The sequence below is a fragment of the Microcoleus sp. B13-B6 genome (assembly GCF_036705405.1).
Taxonomy (GTDB): Bacteria; Cyanobacteriota; Cyanobacteriia; order Cyanobacteriales; family Microcoleaceae; genus Microcoleus.
In genome coordinates, this window is the sequence record NZ_JAUBUJ010000047.1 from 1,741 (window position 1) to 19,149 (window position 17,409).

At 43.7% G+C, this 17,409-nt stretch carries 13 protein-coding genes; 6 read left to right on the top strand and 7 right to left on the bottom strand.

Annotation, left to right across the window (positions count from 1 at the left end):
- Positions 1-356 precede the first annotated feature (356 nt).
- A complete protein-coding gene (locus QUB35_RS20605; RefSeq protein ID WP_333143622.1) occupies positions 357-1,433 on the top strand; it encodes a DUF3616 domain-containing protein in 1,077 nt (358 codons plus the stop codon).
- Between the two features lie 140 nt (positions 1,434-1,573).
- Here the strand turns inward: QUB35_RS20605 and QUB35_RS20610 are convergent, their stop codons facing one another.
- From QUB35_RS20610 to QUB35_RS20620, 3 genes are all read right to left on the bottom strand, one after another.
- Positions 1,574-3,211 carry an AAA family ATPase gene (locus tag QUB35_RS20610; RefSeq protein WP_333143623.1) on the bottom strand — a complete coding sequence of 546 codons (1,638 nt, stop codon included), beginning with the start codon at positions 3,209-3,211 and terminating at the stop codon, positions 1,574-1,576.
- 130 nt (positions 3,212-3,341) lie between these two features.
- Positions 3,342-3,521 (bottom strand): hypothetical protein, encoded by a 180-nt coding sequence (locus QUB35_RS20615; protein WP_333143624.1) that lies wholly within the window; start codon positions 3,519-3,521, stop codon positions 3,342-3,344.
- Between the two features lie 65 nt (positions 3,522-3,586).
- Positions 3,587-3,871, bottom strand: a complete 285-nt coding sequence (locus tag QUB35_RS20620) for a DUF2470 domain-containing protein (RefSeq protein ID WP_333143625.1) — start codon at positions 3,869-3,871, stop codon at positions 3,587-3,589.
- A gap of 199 nt (positions 3,872-4,070) precedes the next feature.
- On the opposite strand from QUB35_RS20620, the gene QUB35_RS20625 reads away from it, so the two are divergent.
- The 5 genes from QUB35_RS20625 to QUB35_RS20645 all read left to right on the top strand — a co-directional run bounded on the left by QUB35_RS20625 (position 4,071) and on the right by QUB35_RS20645 (position 7,372).
- A complete protein-coding gene (locus tag QUB35_RS20625; protein WP_333143626.1) occupies positions 4,071-4,487 on the top strand; it encodes a transcriptional regulator in 417 nt (138 codons plus the stop codon).
- A gap of 208 nt (positions 4,488-4,695) precedes the next feature.
- Positions 4,696-6,120, top strand: coding sequence for a serine/threonine-protein kinase (locus QUB35_RS20630; protein ID WP_333143627.1), 1,425 nt, complete (start codon positions 4,696-4,698; stop codon positions 6,118-6,120).
- 286 nt (positions 6,121-6,406) lie between these two features.
- A complete protein-coding gene (locus tag QUB35_RS20635) occupies positions 6,407-6,616 on the top strand; it encodes a type II toxin-antitoxin system HicB family antitoxin (protein WP_333143628.1) in 210 nt (69 codons plus the stop codon).
- Positions 6,617-6,710: 94 nt separating this feature from the next.
- Entirely contained in the window at positions 6,711-7,010 is a 300-nt protein-coding gene (locus QUB35_RS20640; protein ID WP_333143629.1) for a DUF433 domain-containing protein, read from the top strand.
- Entirely contained in the window at positions 7,007-7,372 is a 366-nt protein-coding gene (locus QUB35_RS20645) for a DUF5615 family PIN-like protein (protein ID WP_333143630.1), read from the top strand. Before QUB35_RS20640 ends, QUB35_RS20645 begins: the two co-directional genes overlap by 4 nt.
- Before the next feature lie 90 nt (positions 7,373-7,462).
- On the opposite strand, the gene QUB35_RS20650 is transcribed toward QUB35_RS20645, so the two are convergent.
- The 4 genes from QUB35_RS20650 to QUB35_RS20665 all read right to left on the bottom strand — a co-directional run bounded on the left by QUB35_RS20650 (position 7,463) and on the right by QUB35_RS20665 (position 17,330).
- Positions 7,463-9,625, bottom strand: coding sequence for a flotillin family protein (locus QUB35_RS20650; protein ID WP_333143631.1), 2,163 nt, complete (start codon positions 9,623-9,625; stop codon positions 7,463-7,465).
- Positions 9,626-9,765: 140 nt separating this feature from the next.
- On the bottom strand, positions 9,766-10,395 hold the full coding sequence (locus QUB35_RS20655) for a response regulator transcription factor (protein ID WP_333143664.1): 630 nt from the start codon (positions 10,393-10,395) through the stop codon (positions 9,766-9,768).
- Between the two features lie 315 nt (positions 10,396-10,710).
- The gene (locus QUB35_RS20660) at positions 10,711-11,739 is read right to left on the bottom strand and encodes a response regulator (RefSeq protein ID WP_333143632.1); all 1,029 of its coding nucleotides are present in this window, start codon (positions 11,737-11,739) and stop codon (positions 10,711-10,713) included.
- A complete protein-coding gene (locus QUB35_RS20665; RefSeq protein ID WP_445252048.1) occupies positions 11,736-17,330 on the bottom strand; it encodes an AAA family ATPase in 5,595 nt (1,864 codons plus the stop codon). The genes QUB35_RS20660 and QUB35_RS20665 overlap by 4 nt, the downstream gene beginning before the upstream one ends.
- Between the last annotated feature and the right edge of the window lie 79 nt (positions 17,331-17,409).

Below are 17,409 nucleotides of genomic sequence, written 5' to 3' on the forward strand. Positions count from 1 at the left end.
AGGCAAGATGCCTGTTCCACCACAGATGGATTTTCTTTTTGCACCATTGTCAGCAACAGGCAAGATGCCTGTTCCACCACAGATGGATTTTCTTTTTGCACCATTGTCAGCAACAGGCAAGATGCCTGTTCCACAACAGATGAATTTTTTTTCTTGTGGGGAGTAGGAGTTGGGCATTCTGCCCGTCATGAACAGGCAAGATGCCTGTTCCACAAAAATTAAATTTTATTGTGGGGAGTAGGGGTTGGGCTTCTAGCCTGCCCATAAAAGCCTGATTGAGAATGGTGCAACCTATGAGTTTCAAGCAGGTTTAACTATAATGACTTACCCTAAGAATAGTTTAGATCCTAATAATTATGCCAGAATCCTTTTTGCTCGGCCGGCTGATGCTGCAATTAAACAGCGAAGTCGCTGATATTATTACAGACTTATCCGCTGTTGCTTTAACTCCCGATGGCCATTTGTGGCTGGGTTCCGATGAAACGACTTCGATCGAGCGTTTGTCGCTTGTCGCGCCTCATATTTTTGGAGAACATCAAAGATTTGCGATCGCAGATTTTATCGATCTACCTGGAAAATGCGAAATCGATATCGAAGGAATTGATTTCAGCAAAGATTATCTTTGGGTGGTCGGTTCTCACAGCACCAAACGCAAAAAAGCTAAAGGCAAAAACCCCGAAAAAGACATTGAAAGATTAGCACAAATCGTGACAGAGGTCAACCGCTATTTACTGGCGCGCATTCCTATAAAAGACGGGATTTTGTGCAAGTCAATTCCCGATTCTGACAATCCCGAAATTCAACTGACAGTGGGATGCCTGCAGCGGACAGAAACAGGCAATTTGCTGACAGACGCGCTCAAAGATGACACCCACCTCGGCTTGTATTTATCTGTGCCGATTCCGAGTAAAGAAAATGGATTCGATATTGAGGGGTTGGCGGTGCGGGGCGATCGCATTTTGCTCGGTTTGCGGGGGCCGGTGCTGCGGGGTTGGGCGATAATTTTAGAAATAAAAGTTGAAGAGGCAGAACCGGGAGTTTTAAGGCTTAAGGAAATTGGGAAAGGAGGGAAATTGTACAACAAACATTTTGTTGATTTGAACGGTTTGGGCGTGCGAGAATTGTGCTGGGACGGAAAAGATTTGATTGTTTTAGCCGGGCCGACGATGACTTTATCGGGGGCGACGAGGGTTTTTCGGTTGAAGGGAATTTTAGGGCGATCGGGCGACAGTATTACTGGGCAAGATGGGGGAGATTTGGAGGTATTGTTTGACTTGCCTTTTAAGGTTAATACGGACAATGCTGAGGGGTTGAGCCTGTTTCCATATTTGGACGGGCAGAATTCGCTGTTAGTGGTTTACGATTCGCCGGATGCGGGGAGAATGGTTGATAAAAATGCTATTCTTGCTGATGTTTTTAGGTTAGGTTTGTAGTAGTATGGTGCGTCATAACGGGAGATATTTGGGAGGATTCATCAGCCATGAAATGACGCAGCATACGATTAGGAATCTGCGTCAGAGGGAATTTTTCCTAGAATTAATTCGACATGAACTGACGCACCCTACAAATTGGGTCAATTGTCGATCGCGTCCCTTCGCCCCTGGCTGTAGCGTTTCAATTCATCAATTAAGTGAGTATCGTTAGAAGCTGTTCTCGCGCCCGCTTCCGCCGCCCAGCGCTTCAAATCTTCAATTTGCGATCGCGCGATCGCAGCTAAAGGTACTGTATCCTCGATCGACCTCAAAATATCCTCGGTCATCAAATCCCGGCGCTGTCCGTTGACAAAAGTGCCAAAAGCCCGATATAACCCATCTATTACAACTTGCTCGATTTCTGCACCGCTAAAATTCTCAGCGCGTTTCGCCAAAACTCCCAAATCAAACTCCCGCAATCTAGTCGGCCGAAGTCGCTGCAAATGCACTTTAAAAATATCTTGCCTTTCCGATTCTGAGGGCAAATTTAAAAAGAAAATTTCATCAAATCTGCCTTTTCTGAGCAACTCTGCCGGCAAAATCCTGACGTTATTTGCCGTTGCGACAATAAACACCGGACTGGTTTTTTCCTGCATCCAAGTAATCAAACTGCCGAATACCCGGCGCGAAGTTCCCGAATCGCCGTCGCTGCCGCTGATAATGTTGCCGAAGGCTTTATCTATTTCATCGATCCACAAAACACAAGGTGCGATCGCCTCTGCTAATTGTATCATTTGCCTGACGCGACTTTCGCTTTCCCCGACCACGCCGCCAAACAATCTCCCAGTATCCAATCGCAACAGTGGCAAACGCCATTCTGAGGCTATTGTTTTCGCAGATAAAGATTTGCCCGTTCCTTGAATTCCTACTAACAAAACTCCTTTCGGATTCGGTATACCGTAGCGACGCGCTTCGTCAGTAAAAGCATCTTGCCGCATCTTTACCCACTGTTTCAAATTCTCCAAGCCCCCCACACTTTTTAGGGATTCTCTGGAGTTAAAAAACTCCAAAATGCCCGTTTGGCGAATTGCTTGCTGTTTTTCCTCCAAAACTCCGTCAATATCTGACTCGTTAATTTGCTGTTTGGCGGCCAAAGCTTTAGCCAAAACCCGCCCGATTCTAGCGCGACTCAAACCCTGACAAGCTTTAACCAACTGTTCCCTTGCTAAACCGCTAACTTGCAACTGTTGCGGCTTTTCCACAACGTGGGAAATTAAACTGTCGATTTCTTGGACGTTGGGCAAAGGAAAATCAATTACTGTGACTTCTTCTTTCAATTCCTCCGGCAATTCCAGCGTGTGAGAAGTAAGAACTATAGTTTTTTTGCTACGCTTCAATTCCCGCGTTAAATTCCGCAATTCCCGCACTACCGCCGCATTTTTTTCGGTGTATGGATATTTCAAAATGGGGTGCAAATCCCGCAGTACAAATATGGTATATTCTTCTACAGCAGTTTTGCTGACGCGATCGAGCGCCGCCATTACCGAACCTTTCCCAGAACCGTTATCCTCCCAGCCTCGCACAATATCCCACCGCAATACCCGGCGCGCGGGACTTACTTGCAGCGCTACTTGGGCAATTACGGCTTCGACCGGTTCCTCCTCCGCGCCGACAATGTACAGCAGCGAATAGCGGGCGCGAATCATCAAATCTAGTCGTTTTACCAGTGCCTCGAAATGGGTATTTTTACCGCCCTTGACGACATCTAATTCTTTGGGATTTGGGTAATTGTCGGTCATTTTAGTGGATATTTTAGAGGGAAATTCAACTTTATTAAATATTTTGTTCGCAGTCAGGATTTTAGTCCTTAAAATGATTTAACCCAACTAAAGGTTTGTAGTAAGGAAGTTAGTCCTTAACGGGAGCATCTCATATTTGTAAAAATACTTCTTCTGGCTCCTTCCTTCTTCTGGCTCCTTCCTCCTTCCTCTTTCCTTCTTCCTCTTTCCTTCTGCCTCCTGCCTCCTGCCTCCTGCCTCCTGCCTCCTGCCTCAAAACTCCAATTTCTAGCGGAGGGCTGCAAAGGTGAGATGCTCCCGTCCTTAACAACTATTTAACCGGACTAAATTCCGTACTGCAAACATTAAAATTATAACAGCCTAGTACGCAATTGACTACTTAGCAACTTTTCGAGCTTGTTTCACCATTTCAATGAGAGTGTGGTGAGCATCTTCGGCATCTTTTAAAGTGCGATCGAAATTTACTCTGACGGGCACTGTTTCGTCGTTGACTTTAGCGGTTAAATCCATGCCGTTGGCATCAATAGCGAGCATTTGAGCTTCTGTCGCCTCTGGTTTGCCGCCAAATGCTTGAGCATATAGCACGACAGCGTTAGCGTGGTCTTCGTTCATGTGAGTGCAGATGCGATCGCTAATCTCAGTGGAAAACTGTTCTGACATGGGGAGATTCCTCAGATGCAATATCGATCGATTGTACTGCGATCGGTACAAAGATTTCAACCGCTATCAATTGCATCAAGAGTTATGAGGGATATATAACTAAATTCTATCCGCGTAAATCGGCGTTGATTTGAGGTTAAACAATCAAATTATTCAACTATAATGATAAAATATTACTTTCTTAATATTGCATAGTAACATGAAAAACTCTAGCGCTTATATCGAACTACTCAAAACATTTCCGCCGCGACCCATAACTGCTGAGGAGCAGTTAATGGCAACTCAAGAAGCGATCGACTCTTTGTTGGATAAAGGCGAACTGACTCCCGACGAACGCGACTACCTCAACGTACTGGGAACCCTTGTTTATGAGTACGAGCAAACTTTAGAACCCATACCTGACATTTACGGAGTAGAACTGTTAAAGGCTTTAATAGAAGAATTTGAACTCAGACAAAAAGACCTAGTTCCTATTTTTAAAACCGAGTCTATTGTCTCTGACATCCTCCGTGAAAAGCGCCAACTTACAACCCAACACATACAAAAACTTGCAGAGTTTTTCTGCGTCTCGCCGGCTGTTTTCTTTCCGCTGCATCCAGTTCAAACAACTACTTGAATTGAAAAACCTATTTTTGTTTGTAGTAAGGACTTTAGTCCAGAAACCGGGTTTTTACGATAACACGCATTGTCACCGAGAGATTCTATAAAAACCCGATTTCTTTAATCGGAGTGCGTAAATCCTGAGAATGCTTCCTTTTCATTGCTTTTTAAAGGCGACACAGTTTATCATAATTAGCAACTAAAGAGAATTTAAACAACCTGCCATGCTGTGGACGCCCGGACAAATTCTGAGAACTCGCCCCTACCGCATTGACACCATCCTGGGAATGGGGGGATTTGGCATGACTTACAAGGCCACACACTTGCAACTTAACTATCAAGTTGTCCTCAAAACGCCAAATCTGAGTTTGCAAAATGACCCGGAATACGCCAACTTTGTTCGCAGATTTATCCGCGAAGGGCAAATCTTAGCCAAATTTTGCCAAAACGCGCATCCTGGAATTGTCCGCATTAGCGATTTGTTTGAGGAAAAAGGCCTTCACTGTTTGGTAATGAATTTAATTTCCGGGCAAAGTTTATTTGATACAGTACGGCAACAGGGACGACTCCCGGATACAGAAGCAGTGGCAATTATCCGCCAAATTGGAGAAGCATTAAGTGATGTTCACGAAGCCGGAATTGTCCATCGAGATGCCCATCCGGGTAATATTATGTTGCGTCCCAAGGGGCAAGCAGTATTAATTGATTTTGGTCTTGCGAGTGAATTAATGCCAACTATTATTAGTAGCAGACATCCTCATAACCCTGCTTTTGCTCCTTGGGAACAGCCTATCGAAGGTAGTGGTAAACCAACGGTTGATATTTATGCTTGGGCTGCATCTTTATATTATGCGGTAACGGGACAAGTGCCAACAGCTTCCCTCAATCGGCATTTTAGAAATGAAGCATTGCCATCTGCCAAAAATTTTGGGGTGAAGGATTGGGTGAATTTAGCAATAGAAAAAGGGATGGCATCCGATCCGCAAAAGCGGCCGCAGTCGATGAAAGATTGGTTGGGTTATCTGCGGGAACCGATTCCGCCAACAGTTGCCGGTGTTTCGGTACAGCTTAAATCGGCGCAGGGTGTTGATTATACTCGTCTTCTGGATGTTGATTATACTCGTCTTCTGGATGTTGATTATACTCGTCTTCTGGATTCGGTACTTAAATCAGCGCGGGGAGTTGACTATACTCGTCTGCGGGATTTATTGGCTGCGGGGAAGTGGAAAGAGGCGGATAGGGAAACATTCAAGGTGATGCTGAAAGCTGCTAGACGGGAGAAGGAAGGTTGGTTCACAGTTGAATCGATCAACAATTTTCCTGGCGATGATTTGCGGGCGATCGACCAATTGTGGGTAAAATACAGTCAGGGTCGCTTTGGCTTTAGCGTTCAGAAAAAGATATGGTTGGAAGTAGGCGGTGAAGTTCGTTATGAGACTGAATGCAAGCTGGGAGAGCGTGTGGGTTGGCGAAAAGAAAAGACGGGTTGGCGAAAGAGTTGGTTGAACACAAGTGAGCTAACCTATAATAAACAAGCACCTAAAGGTCACCTCCCTTGGTATTGGTGGGTAGGTCGAAGAAGAGAGGAAAAGTTGGATAGTTGGGGTTTTGCAGGGTTGGGGTTTCTTCTCTCGCATCGAGAGCTGTAAGCTTTAGTCTATAGCGATTTCAGCCCCTTGTCAATTTTTTTTTTGAGAACCTTTTTCTACGAAGTTATCGGCTTTTGATCATTTCATTACCTGCTACGCGGGGGTTTACTCTTCAAACAACAGACTCGCGAAATTCGGGTGATAGCAATTGGCCAACACAAACTGTTCGGGGCTCAGAAACCGGGTTTTTTACGAAATATTCGGTTGTAGCCAGCAGATTCGGTAAAAACCCGGTTTCTTTGGTCAGTGCGTCACTCCTAATCTACTCTAAATTCGAGACTAAATGATGCGTTATGCGATCGTGATCGAAAAAACACCCAATAACTATTCAGCTTATGCGCCCGATTTACCCGGATGTGCAGCCACAGGCGCTACCCTTGCAGAAGTACAGCAGCAAATTAAAGAAGCGATCGAATTTCACTTAGAAGGGTTGCGAGAGGAGGGTTTACCCATTCCCGAACCAACTACTCTCTGTGAGTATGTAGAAGCATGGTAGTAGGACGAAATATTTCATGAATTAAATCTGCAAAATTCAAGGATAATAAATTTATGCTATACTTGAATTCTAATTTTTAACCCCAGATTCACCTATGCCAACTTTAACTGATATTGGCACTTTAATTATCTGCGAGCCACACCTTCGCAATGGCATCCCTATTATTGCAGGTACTGCCACATCGGTGCAGCGAATCGTAGTCTTATACAAACAAGGTAATAGTGCTGAGGAAATAGCAGCGGATCTGGATCATCTCACCTTAGCGCAGGTTTATGCTGCACTGACTTATTATCACGCAAATCGAGCAGAAATAGAAGCAGATTTAGCGGCTGAACAAGCAGAATATGAACGTTTGGCAGCATTAAATCGGCTAAAAATGCAGGAAAAAGCATGAGCCAAATTCGTCTTTACTTAGATGAAGATTCACGAAGTAAAAAACTATTGCAAGCTTTACAAAGTCGTGGTGTAGATGTTATTACAGTTGCCGAAACAGGGATGTTATCTCGCAGCGATGAAGAGCAATTAATTTGGGCTTTTACTAATCAAAGGGTAATTTATAGTTTCAACATTAGGGATTTTTATAGAATCCATACCAATTGGCTAGAAAGAGGAGATTCTCATGCAGGAATTATTTTAGGACAGCAAAATTATTCAGTGGGAGAACAAATGCGTAGGCTTTTGAGTCTAATTTCTGCCAAATCAGCGGCAGAAATGCAAAATCAAATAGAGTTTATCAGTGCTTGGAGTGAAGAGTAAAGATATTATCGATCGAGATAATTAGAATCCCGACTTCTCCAAGAAGTCGGGGTTGTGAGTATTCTGGTTTGTGACTACAAACTACACAGTCTAACTAAAAGATCGATCGTCAAATGGCAATTCATCAAACAGCGGAGCAATATCAGCCTCAGAATTCGCAACAGGGGAATTAGCGCGAGATTCCGACGGCTTAACAGAATTCACCTGGGCTACTGATAACTTGGCCGCAGGTTCCGATTTCTGTAGGTTAACTACAGGTAATTCTGCTCCATTTTCTCCATTTTTGCCAGTTTGATTCCACAACATCATTCCCAGCAAACCATCCACCAAACCGCCACCGCTACCGTTGCCTGTTACCGCAACATCCGGCACAACTCGCACGTTGCGATCGCCTATAATTTGCATTAACTGCAAAGCCGTATAACCCGAACCTCCCAAAGCCACAACACCCGCGCGATAAGCTTCAGCTTGAGCATTTCCCTTCACCCGAATCGACTCAGCTTCGCCTTGAGCTTGTTTCACCTGAGAATTCGCTTTCAACTCAGAAATCTTCACGCCTTGTTCGGATTTGACCATCTCTTGTTGAATCTCAGCCAGCGCCGTTTCCCGCACCAATTGTTGCCGCTGAGTTTGTGCTACTTGCTGCACCTCATAAGTTTTGCACTGTTCCTCAGCAATTTTGCGATCTGTTTGAGTTTGCATCAACTCTGCAGGCGGCAAAATATCCCCGATTAAAGTATCAATTGCTTGCACGTCGTAGGTACGCAAAGCAGCTTTGATATACTCGGCGGCTTCCGCTTGCCTGCCGCTTCTTGCGGAGAGAAAATCTAATACAGAATAAGCTTGAGCAGAATTGCGGAAATAATTGCCAATTGTCGGCTGCAAAACGTGGTCTACTAAATTCTGCATCGAACCGACGCGAGAAATGACTTTGGGAGCATCCAAAGCTCCAACGTGAATAATCTGAGCTACTTCTAAATCAAAGGCAAAACCGTCTTGAGAACGCACGGTTAAAGACGAAAGTTTAGAATCGTAACTGTGCCTTTCTGTTTTACCAGACCAATTCAATACTATATTAGTAGTTGGCACTAACTCTACTTTCAAAATGCGCGTATTCAGCGGATGTTTGCCCGGATAAAGGGGAGTCACCCACACGCCTTTATTGCCCACATTTACTAAATTTCCGTGAGTGAAAGCAGCGCCGCTCACATCTTCCGAGGTTTTGCCGACATAGGAAATAACCGCGCCGACATAGCCGATCGGGATTTCGGTCATCGCCACTTGGTCAACCCCGACAAACCAAGGATTTAAGTTCCAGGAACCGGAAAGCAAAACCTGTTCCTGCAAACCGCGCCGCCCGCCGGCGGTGATAAATTTTTGCGCGTTCTGGAAGTTGTCGTGATTCGGGATAATCGGGCCAGCAATTTCGCCATCTTGAATTGGAACGCCGTCAAAAGTTGTGACAATTCCTACTTTATCTGGGGCAATTCTGTACAGCTTTAATTGTTCGGCTGTCATCCCGTGCTTGGCAGCATTGGCCGCTGTAATTACTGTAAATAATGCTGTATTAATTCGATAGCTACCGCCCGTCAAAATGCCGAGTTGTCTACCTTTTTCGCCGCCGCTTTTGAGAAATTGACGAGCATCTTGAAAATTGTCACATTCTGTGATTTTGCCAAGGATGCGCTGCGGGGGAATTGATTGACCACCTGCTGCGATAATGAGAGCAATTTCACCTTGGGGAACTACAGTCAGAGACTCTTTGCGAACGTTGTACTGCAAAGGCCAATAACCCCAGTGCCAACCGGGGGGCAAAGTATCAGCTTGATATCCAGCTTCTCCGTTTAAGGCAATTAAATCTCCTGGCGGTAAAGACTTGCCGCCAAAGCTAAACTTTTTACTGACAATGCCAACTTCCCGATCGCCAATTACTACCAATCCGCCAAAAAATAGCGGCAGCACCAGAATAATTATCATACCGCCGATCGCGATCGGGATAAATCCGCCCGGATCGAGCTGCATTGTCTGCACGGGAACAGTGCTGCGTAACTGCCCTAGCTGCAAGCTAGAATCAGGTTTTGTGACTAGCTGAGTCGAGGTTTGATTTGCGGGGGGGATATTGCTAGCTGCTAATACCGGCGAGGGTTTCAAACTGGTTGTTGCACTAAGAGCTAAAGACGCCGAAACAGCGGCTGCAAACTGTTTTAAAAAGCGGACTTTGAGTTGAGATTTGGACAAAAATGAATAAAGCATTTTTTTTGAGCCGGGCTAATTTGTCCTAGGATCTCCAGCTTAGCCTTACTAAAAAGTTTTGGCGTAAAACTTAAGGTCTTATTTATCATTATTTGCCGTCATAATAGTCATATTTATCAGTAGAAATACTTATAATTAAATTACAGGCTGACAATCCCCCGTTTTAAGGCGGAAATCGCGGCCTGCGTGCGATCGCTAACTCCCATCTTGCTCAAAATATTGTTGATGTGAAACTTGACGGTGCTTTCGCTGATGTGCAGAACTTCACTAATCTTGCTGTTGCTTTTACCAGCGACTATGAGGCGGATGACTTCTAATTCGCGATCGCTCAATTCAGGCCCACTCAGGCGATCGGCTAACTTAACACCCACTGCCAGCGGAATATACTTTTTACCCTCAAAAACAGCCCGAATTGCTGCTAAAAGCTCCTCTGGTTCCGCATCCTTAAGCAGATAGCCCTTAGCACCAGCTTGCAATCCGCGATAAATGTTTTCATCGCCGTCATAAGTCGTCAGCACCACAATCCGCGCCCTGGGAAACTCCGCACAAATCGCAGCAATGGCGGCGACTCCATCCATTTGGGGCATCCGCATATCCATAAGGGTGACATCGGGCTGATATTCGCGGAACATTGTTAATGCTTCCTGTCCGTTGCTAGCTTGTGCGACAACAATTAAATCTGATTCATTATCCAGCAGCGCCACTAAACCTTGCCGCACAATATAATGATCGTCGGCAATTAAAACACGAATAATATTTGATTGGTTAATCATGTTTACCCTGTTAATCTTATCAAAAAAAACTGAAGTTCTCACTACCAACTTACTATCTATAGTCATCCTAAATGATTCAGATAAATTTGTAGGGGTAGTGCTAAGAGTTCCTACCCCCTATCTATCGGGCAACCGGGCGTGGGATTGCCCCTACAATAATTATGCAAATGATTTAGGAGTGCTATATAGTCATCCTAAATCATTTGTGAATTTCTTACTCTCTCCCTTTGGTAAGGGGAGGGTGGGGGTGGGGTAAAAAATTTACTACTTATTTAGGATTGCTATATGGTGCGAAATGTGCACCTTACTTTACTAGCGATTAACTGAAACTATAACTTCTGTTCCGTTTCCGGGGCGACTGTTTACAGTTAGCTGCGCGTTAATGCGATCGGCGCGTTCTCTCATGCCCAATAAACCAAAGCCATTCCTAAAACAGATACTTTCTGTATCAAATCCCTCTCCGTTGTCTTTCACCCGCAAAATAAACTTGGATGTTTCGTAAACCAACTCAATTTTGATCGCTGTAGCTTGTGCATATTTGAAAATATTTGTTAATGCTTCCTGCCCGATCCGCAACAGGTTATTTTCTACCTCTAATGGTAGGGAATATGCCGTGCCAACCAATTCAAAAATAGTGTGCGTATCAGTATCTGATGACATTTGTTTAGCGATTTGGTTGAGAGCGCTATACAAGTCGCCATCTTCTAACAGTTGCGGGCGTAAAGATTCTACGGATCGCCGTGCTTCAGCAAGTCCAGAGCGAGCCAATTCGCAGACTGTTTTCATGTGTGCTTGTGCTTGTTCGGGATTCGCTGCTATTACCCGTTCCGCGGCTCCCAAATGTATGATTATGCCTGTAAAAGTTTGCGCTAAAGTGTCGTGAATTTCCCGCGCCATGCGGTTGCGCTCTTCTAAAATATTTTGGTCTATGAGTTGTTTAGACAGCCTTCTCAGACGCAATTGATTTTCCACGCGCACTAAAATTTCTTGTTGTTGAAAAGGTTTTGTAATGTAGTCTATTCCGCCCCCAGAGAAGGCTTTTACCTTATCGAAAACTTCTTGCAAAGCGCTGATAAAAATTATTGGAATATCTTGAGTTTTCGGAGTAGCTTTGAGCTGAGCGCAGACTTCATAGCCATCCATGTGAGGCATCATAATATCGAGTAAAATTAAGTCGGGTAAGTTGGCATTGATAAAGTTTAGAGCTAATTTCCCACTGGGAGCTAGGTGAACTTTATACCCAGCGACAGATAGTATCCCGCTTAAAAGTTTTAAATTCTCAGGACAATCATCAATAACTAAAATACTTTCTTCGCGGGTAAAACTGAGGTTTTTGTTCATGTTTCATCCCTTAATGTGTGTATTAAATTTAGCAACTGTTCGTACTGAAAATTTTTAATGCAAGCGGCGCTCGCCCTAGCTAAGGGCTGATTGATTTCGCGAATTTGACTGATGACTGTTTGCATCTGTTCCAAATCTAGATTGCTAATAGCTTGCTGAAGATTGGCTACTAACTCAGGAGGCAATTCAGAAAAAGCGCTTTTTGTCAATACATTTACTTCCTTGTCTGTGAAACTGGGGGCAGCATTTAGTTCTTCAAAAACGAATTGTACCCCGATATGTTTGTGCAGAACATCAAATATGTTTGCTTCTCTAAATGGTTTGCGAACAAAATCATCGCAGCCGGTAGAAAGGATAACGGCTTTCTCTTCCTCAAAACTACTTGCTGTTATGGCAACAATTGCTGTCTGGGGTAGGCACGGGGGCACTACCCCTACAAAATCCTCGTTTTCCGTAGGGGCAATCCCCCTGTGGTTGCCCTCTTTAATTTGTTTGGTGGCTTCATACCCATCCATCACCGGCATCCGCATATCCATAAAGATTAAGTGCGGCGAATATTGCTCCCACTTTTCTATTGCTTCCCTCCCATTTTGGGCTTCGTAAACTTCAAAACCGATCGCAGAAAGCAGTTTGACTAGCAGTTGGCGGTTGTCAAAAGCGTCGTCTGCAACGAGAATTCGATAGCGGGGTTGATTGGGTGCGATCGCAATAACTCGTCTGGTTGGCTGTTCCCGTTGGCGATCGGCACTTTCAACTGCATTAACTTTAATGTCAAATTTGAAAATAGTACCGCATCCCGCACGAGAACTGACTCTCATTTCACCTCCCATTAACTGCACAAAAGAACGTGCGATCGTTAAACCTAATCCTGTTCCTTGTTGCGATTCTTCCCCGGTTTGGGTTTGCACAAAAGCTTCAAAAAGCTTGTCTAATTCACTAACATCAATTCCCGCTCCCGTGTCTTCAACCTCAAAGTAGATTTTATGAGCAAAATCGGGATTTTTAATCTTTACATAAATGCCGCCTTCGGAGGTGAATTTAATCGCGTTAGAAAGCAGGTTAATCAAGATTTGGCGCAATTTTATTTCATCAGTTCGCACATATTGTGGCACGTCGGGCATCCGCTCTACTAATAACTGCAATCCCTTATTTTGTGCCGGAAGTTTGAACATATTTTCGATGTCGTCCAGCAGGCGGTGGAGGTCAAAATTGGTCTCGTTGAGAGTCGTGCGTCCCGCTTCTATTTTGGACAAATCTAATACTTGGTTAATCAGTTCGAGCAAATGTTCTCCGCTGCGGGTGATAATACTCAGGTGTTCTTGCTGTTCCTGCAATAGGTTAGAACCGCGATTCATTAATTGGGAAAATCCCAGAATTGCATTGAGGGGAGTCCGCAATTCGTGGCTCATATTTGCGAGGAATGTACTTTTTGCTCGGTTGGCTTCTTGTGCGGCGTCTTCGGCTCGTTGTCGTTCGATAATTTCTCGCTGAAGTTCGAGGGTGCGATCGCTCACTTGCTGTTCTAAAGTGCGGTTGTAGTCGGCTAAAACTTTTTCTGCTTGTTTGCGATCGGTGATATCTTGAAATGTGGCGATCGCATAATTAATTTTACCCGTGTCATCGACAATTGGTGTGCTGGAGACTTCCAAGGAAACAATCCGATCGTGTCGGTGCAGTTCCATATCGTCTACTTTGACCGTTTCACCCCCCAAAGAACGCATAATTGGCATTTGTGCGGTGGGATATAACTCGTTAGTTCCTGCTAAATAAGCTTGACCGATTTCGGCAAATTGAGCGGCATTTAATTCGGGTATATAATTGATGCCGCTGAGTTGGGAAGCTGTGGGATTTGCGTAGGAAATTTGTCCGGCGCTGTCAATTACTGTTACTCCTATCGGCATCGCATTGATAAATTGAGTAAGCCGGTTTTCGCGTTCTTTTACTTCTGTGTAGAGTTTAGCATTGGTAAGTGCGATCGCCGCTTGTCCCGATAACAATTGCAAAATTTCCAGGCGATCGGGAGTAAAAGCTTGTGCGGTAAGGTTATTTTCGAGATAAACAATAGCAGCCAGTTGACCTTGATTCATCAAAGCCGCACACAAAATAGACTTGGGCTGACGTGCTTTGATGTAAGGGTCATTCGTAAAGTTACCTTCACGAGTGGCATCATTTAACACTAAATTTTCTTGGGTTCGAGCGACATAATTGATAATAGCTTCGGAAACTTCCTGGCAATTTTCAATCGGCTCAGATTGCAACACTGTTATCCGTTCATCATTAATTGCACCTTCAGCTTCAATCAGCAATTTTCCCTGGGTTTCTAAAATTAAATATCCTTTGTGAGCGCCGACATTTTCAATCAAAATTTTCATCAATCTGGAGAGTAATTTATCCTGTACAATTTCCCCAGCAATTGCCTCGGAAGCTTTCATGACTGTAGCGATATCCAAGGAAGAACTAGAACGGCTACCCGTAGTTGATGTAGTGGTTGAAATGTTTTTCTTTGTAGGTAGATCGAGCGTAAATAATTGCGGATATCGCGTTTCTAAATCTTTAACTTTAGCCACGGCACCCCAGAGTTGATAGCAGTAACGAGCTTCCTGCATATAAGCTTTGGCTGTTAATTCTTTCCCCCTATATAAATAGAACTTGCCTGCGAGTTCGTAAGCGAGGGCGGCTTCGTGGATGTACTCGTTTTCTTTGGCAAGGGAGATGGCGCGATCGTAATAGTCGATCGCTTCCACAACTTGCCCCAAAACTCGCGCTTTTTCAGCTTCAACTAGATAAAATTTATGTAAGTAATTCATGGGAGCGTGATGCGCCCATACCTGCATTTTTTCTTGATTAGCATTAACCCGCTTGAGAGCATTTTCTTTTTCAAAATTTGAATAATCAGCAAATACACTTAAATGCGCTAGAGCATCATAAAAATGGAAGATAGGTATAGCTGCCATTCCCATCACACCATCTAAATATGGTTCTGCAACTACTGCATTTTTAGCAGCTTCATGGGACTTTCCAAACAAATAGCACAATATCAACTTATTTAGATAAAGCAATAAAAGTCCTTGTCTATCGCTCAATTCTAGCTGAAGTGGCTGAAGTGGTAGAAATTTCTCTTCGTTATAAAACTCTCCTATTAGCTGAGTTGGATTGTCAGCCTTACCTAATAAGTTAAAAATAATTTGTAAATACATGGCTAACCAAGTCAAGCAAGTATTGTTTTTTTTATTGGTCGGTATTTCATAAAAATAAATTAACTCTTTTCCTAAGTCTTTAAGTTCACATCCTACTGAGTAGGCATTAAAACAATAATCAAAAGTAGAATAACCAATAAAATCTATATTCCCTGTTTCAACAGCGCAGAAATAAGCCTCTTTTAAAATTGATAAGCTTCCCTTAAGATGCTTTTTCCAATGCAATATATGATTGCCAAATATATCTAAAACTCCAGCCTTCAGGTAATCGGCATTTAATTTTTCTACTAACCTTAAACCTAATCTTCCATATTTATAGCCACTTTCAATATCTTGTATAGTTGTACACAATATGACTCCGTAACTTGCGTAAGCAAAACTAGACTTAGGAGCATTGCCAAATTTAATAGATAAATCAATCTGTGTTAACACAAGTGGCACTAATAATTCTGGAATACCTATATAGCCGATCCCTATCATTCCTCCCAGAATCGACATAGCTGCTAGAGATTCTGGATCGGTCATTTTGGGCAGGTTAATTAAGTTGTAAGGTTCCGCTTTTATATATATGTTATTTGGAGATTTTGGCCAAAGAACTCCTAGCAAATGTAGCACTTTTAATCCAAGGTTAAACCCTTCTTTAAACTTGCTTTTTTTTATGCAATTTTCAATCTTCAACTCATATATTGGGACTTGCTCTAGAACAGTTTTAGCATTTTCTAGGACAAGGTTAGCTAAAGCTTCCATTTGCTCAAAATTCCCCAAACGGTAGGCTACCTGTGCGGCTTCTTGATGTAGTTGCAAGCTGAGGTGGTATTGCAGCAGCCAAGTGTTTCCTGTCAGCAAATTTATCCCTGTTTGCAGATAGTTAAAAGCTGGCTGATAAGCCGTTGATGCTTTAGCCTTTTGACCTGCTATTAGGTTTAATTCTGCCAGTTCATATTTTTCTTCATGATAAACAATTAACTCTAAGCCGAAATTTAATTGATTAACAATATCAAATATTTTTTCGTCTCGCTTGTCGATGGGAGTATTTTGCAGCAGTAGTTGTCCTATTTGTTTGTGGACGATCGGCTTATCCTGTTCATCAATCAGGGAACAAGCGGCTTGCTGAATTCTGTCATGAACAAACTTGTATTCGATGGATTGGCTACTGGGTAATTTTCCGGCAATTTCTAATTCCACATCTCCCATATTCCCCAGCAACACGACTAAATTCTCAGCAACTGCTGCGTACAAATCCTCCGCCGTTTGTCCCACAGATTTTTCGCAAAGTGAGGCGAGGGTTTTCAAATCGAATTGATTGCCAATGCAGGCTGCTATCTTTAACGTTTCCTGCGTATTATCGGGCAGTTGTTGAATTTTGCTAGCCATCAACTCGACAACATTATCAGTGAAATTCCTCGCTTTAATTTCCTCTAAATCCCACTGCCAACTCCCCTGTCTCCCCTCTTGGTAAGGCTGGGCTGCTTCATTCTCTTGTAGCGGCAATCCCCCCGTCGTTGCCGCGATATCTGAAACCCCTACCCCATCGTCTATGGGCTGGGCGGGCACGGGGGCACCGCCCCTACAAAACCCTGGTTTTTCGTAGGGGCAATCCCCCCGTGGTTGCCCCGAAACAGCCCTGGGGGTAAAGTCAAATTGTAACAGTCCTTCTGTATAAAGCGATTTGAGAAATTCATTCATAAAGAAAGGATTCCCGCCCGTCTTGAAAAACACTAACTCGGCAAGGGATTTGACTCTTGCTTCCGGGCAATTCAGGGCATCAGAAATCAGTTGAGTAACAGAGGATAACTCCAAAGGTGACAGGAAAATGCGATCGACTTTTGCCCCATTTTTGACAATCTCTTCAATTGTTAGCATTAACGGATGAGCCGCAGAAACTTCGTTATCCCGATAAGCCCCAATTAAAAACAGTCCCGCTGGCGAAGCATTCATCAGCAGTTGCATCAGTTTCAGAGATGCGCCGTCAGCCCACTGCAAATCATCGATAAATATTGTCAGAGGATGTTCGGGTTTGGTAAAGACTTTAATGAAGTTTTGAAACACAAAATTAAAGCGATTTTCCGCTTCAGCCGCACCCAATTCTGGCGGCGGGGGTTGCTTGCCGATAATTAATTCAATTTCGGGAATTACGTCAATAATAACTTGACCGTTAATTCCCAATGCGTCTAATAACTTTTCCCGCCATTCTGTGAGATTGGCTTCGCTTTCTGCTAACAGTTGTTTGGCTAAATCCTGAAAAGCATTGACAATGGCGCTGTAAGGAATATTGCGCTGATATTGGTCAAATTTGCCGGAGATAAAATAACCGCGATGTTGAGTAATCGGTTTGTATAATTCTTGCACCAAAGCTGATTTGCCGATACCAGAATATCCCGAAATCAGCATCATTGAGCTTGTGGCACAGGCATCTTGCCTGTGACTGCTTGTGGCACAGGCATCTTCCCCATGTCCACTTGTGGCACAGGCA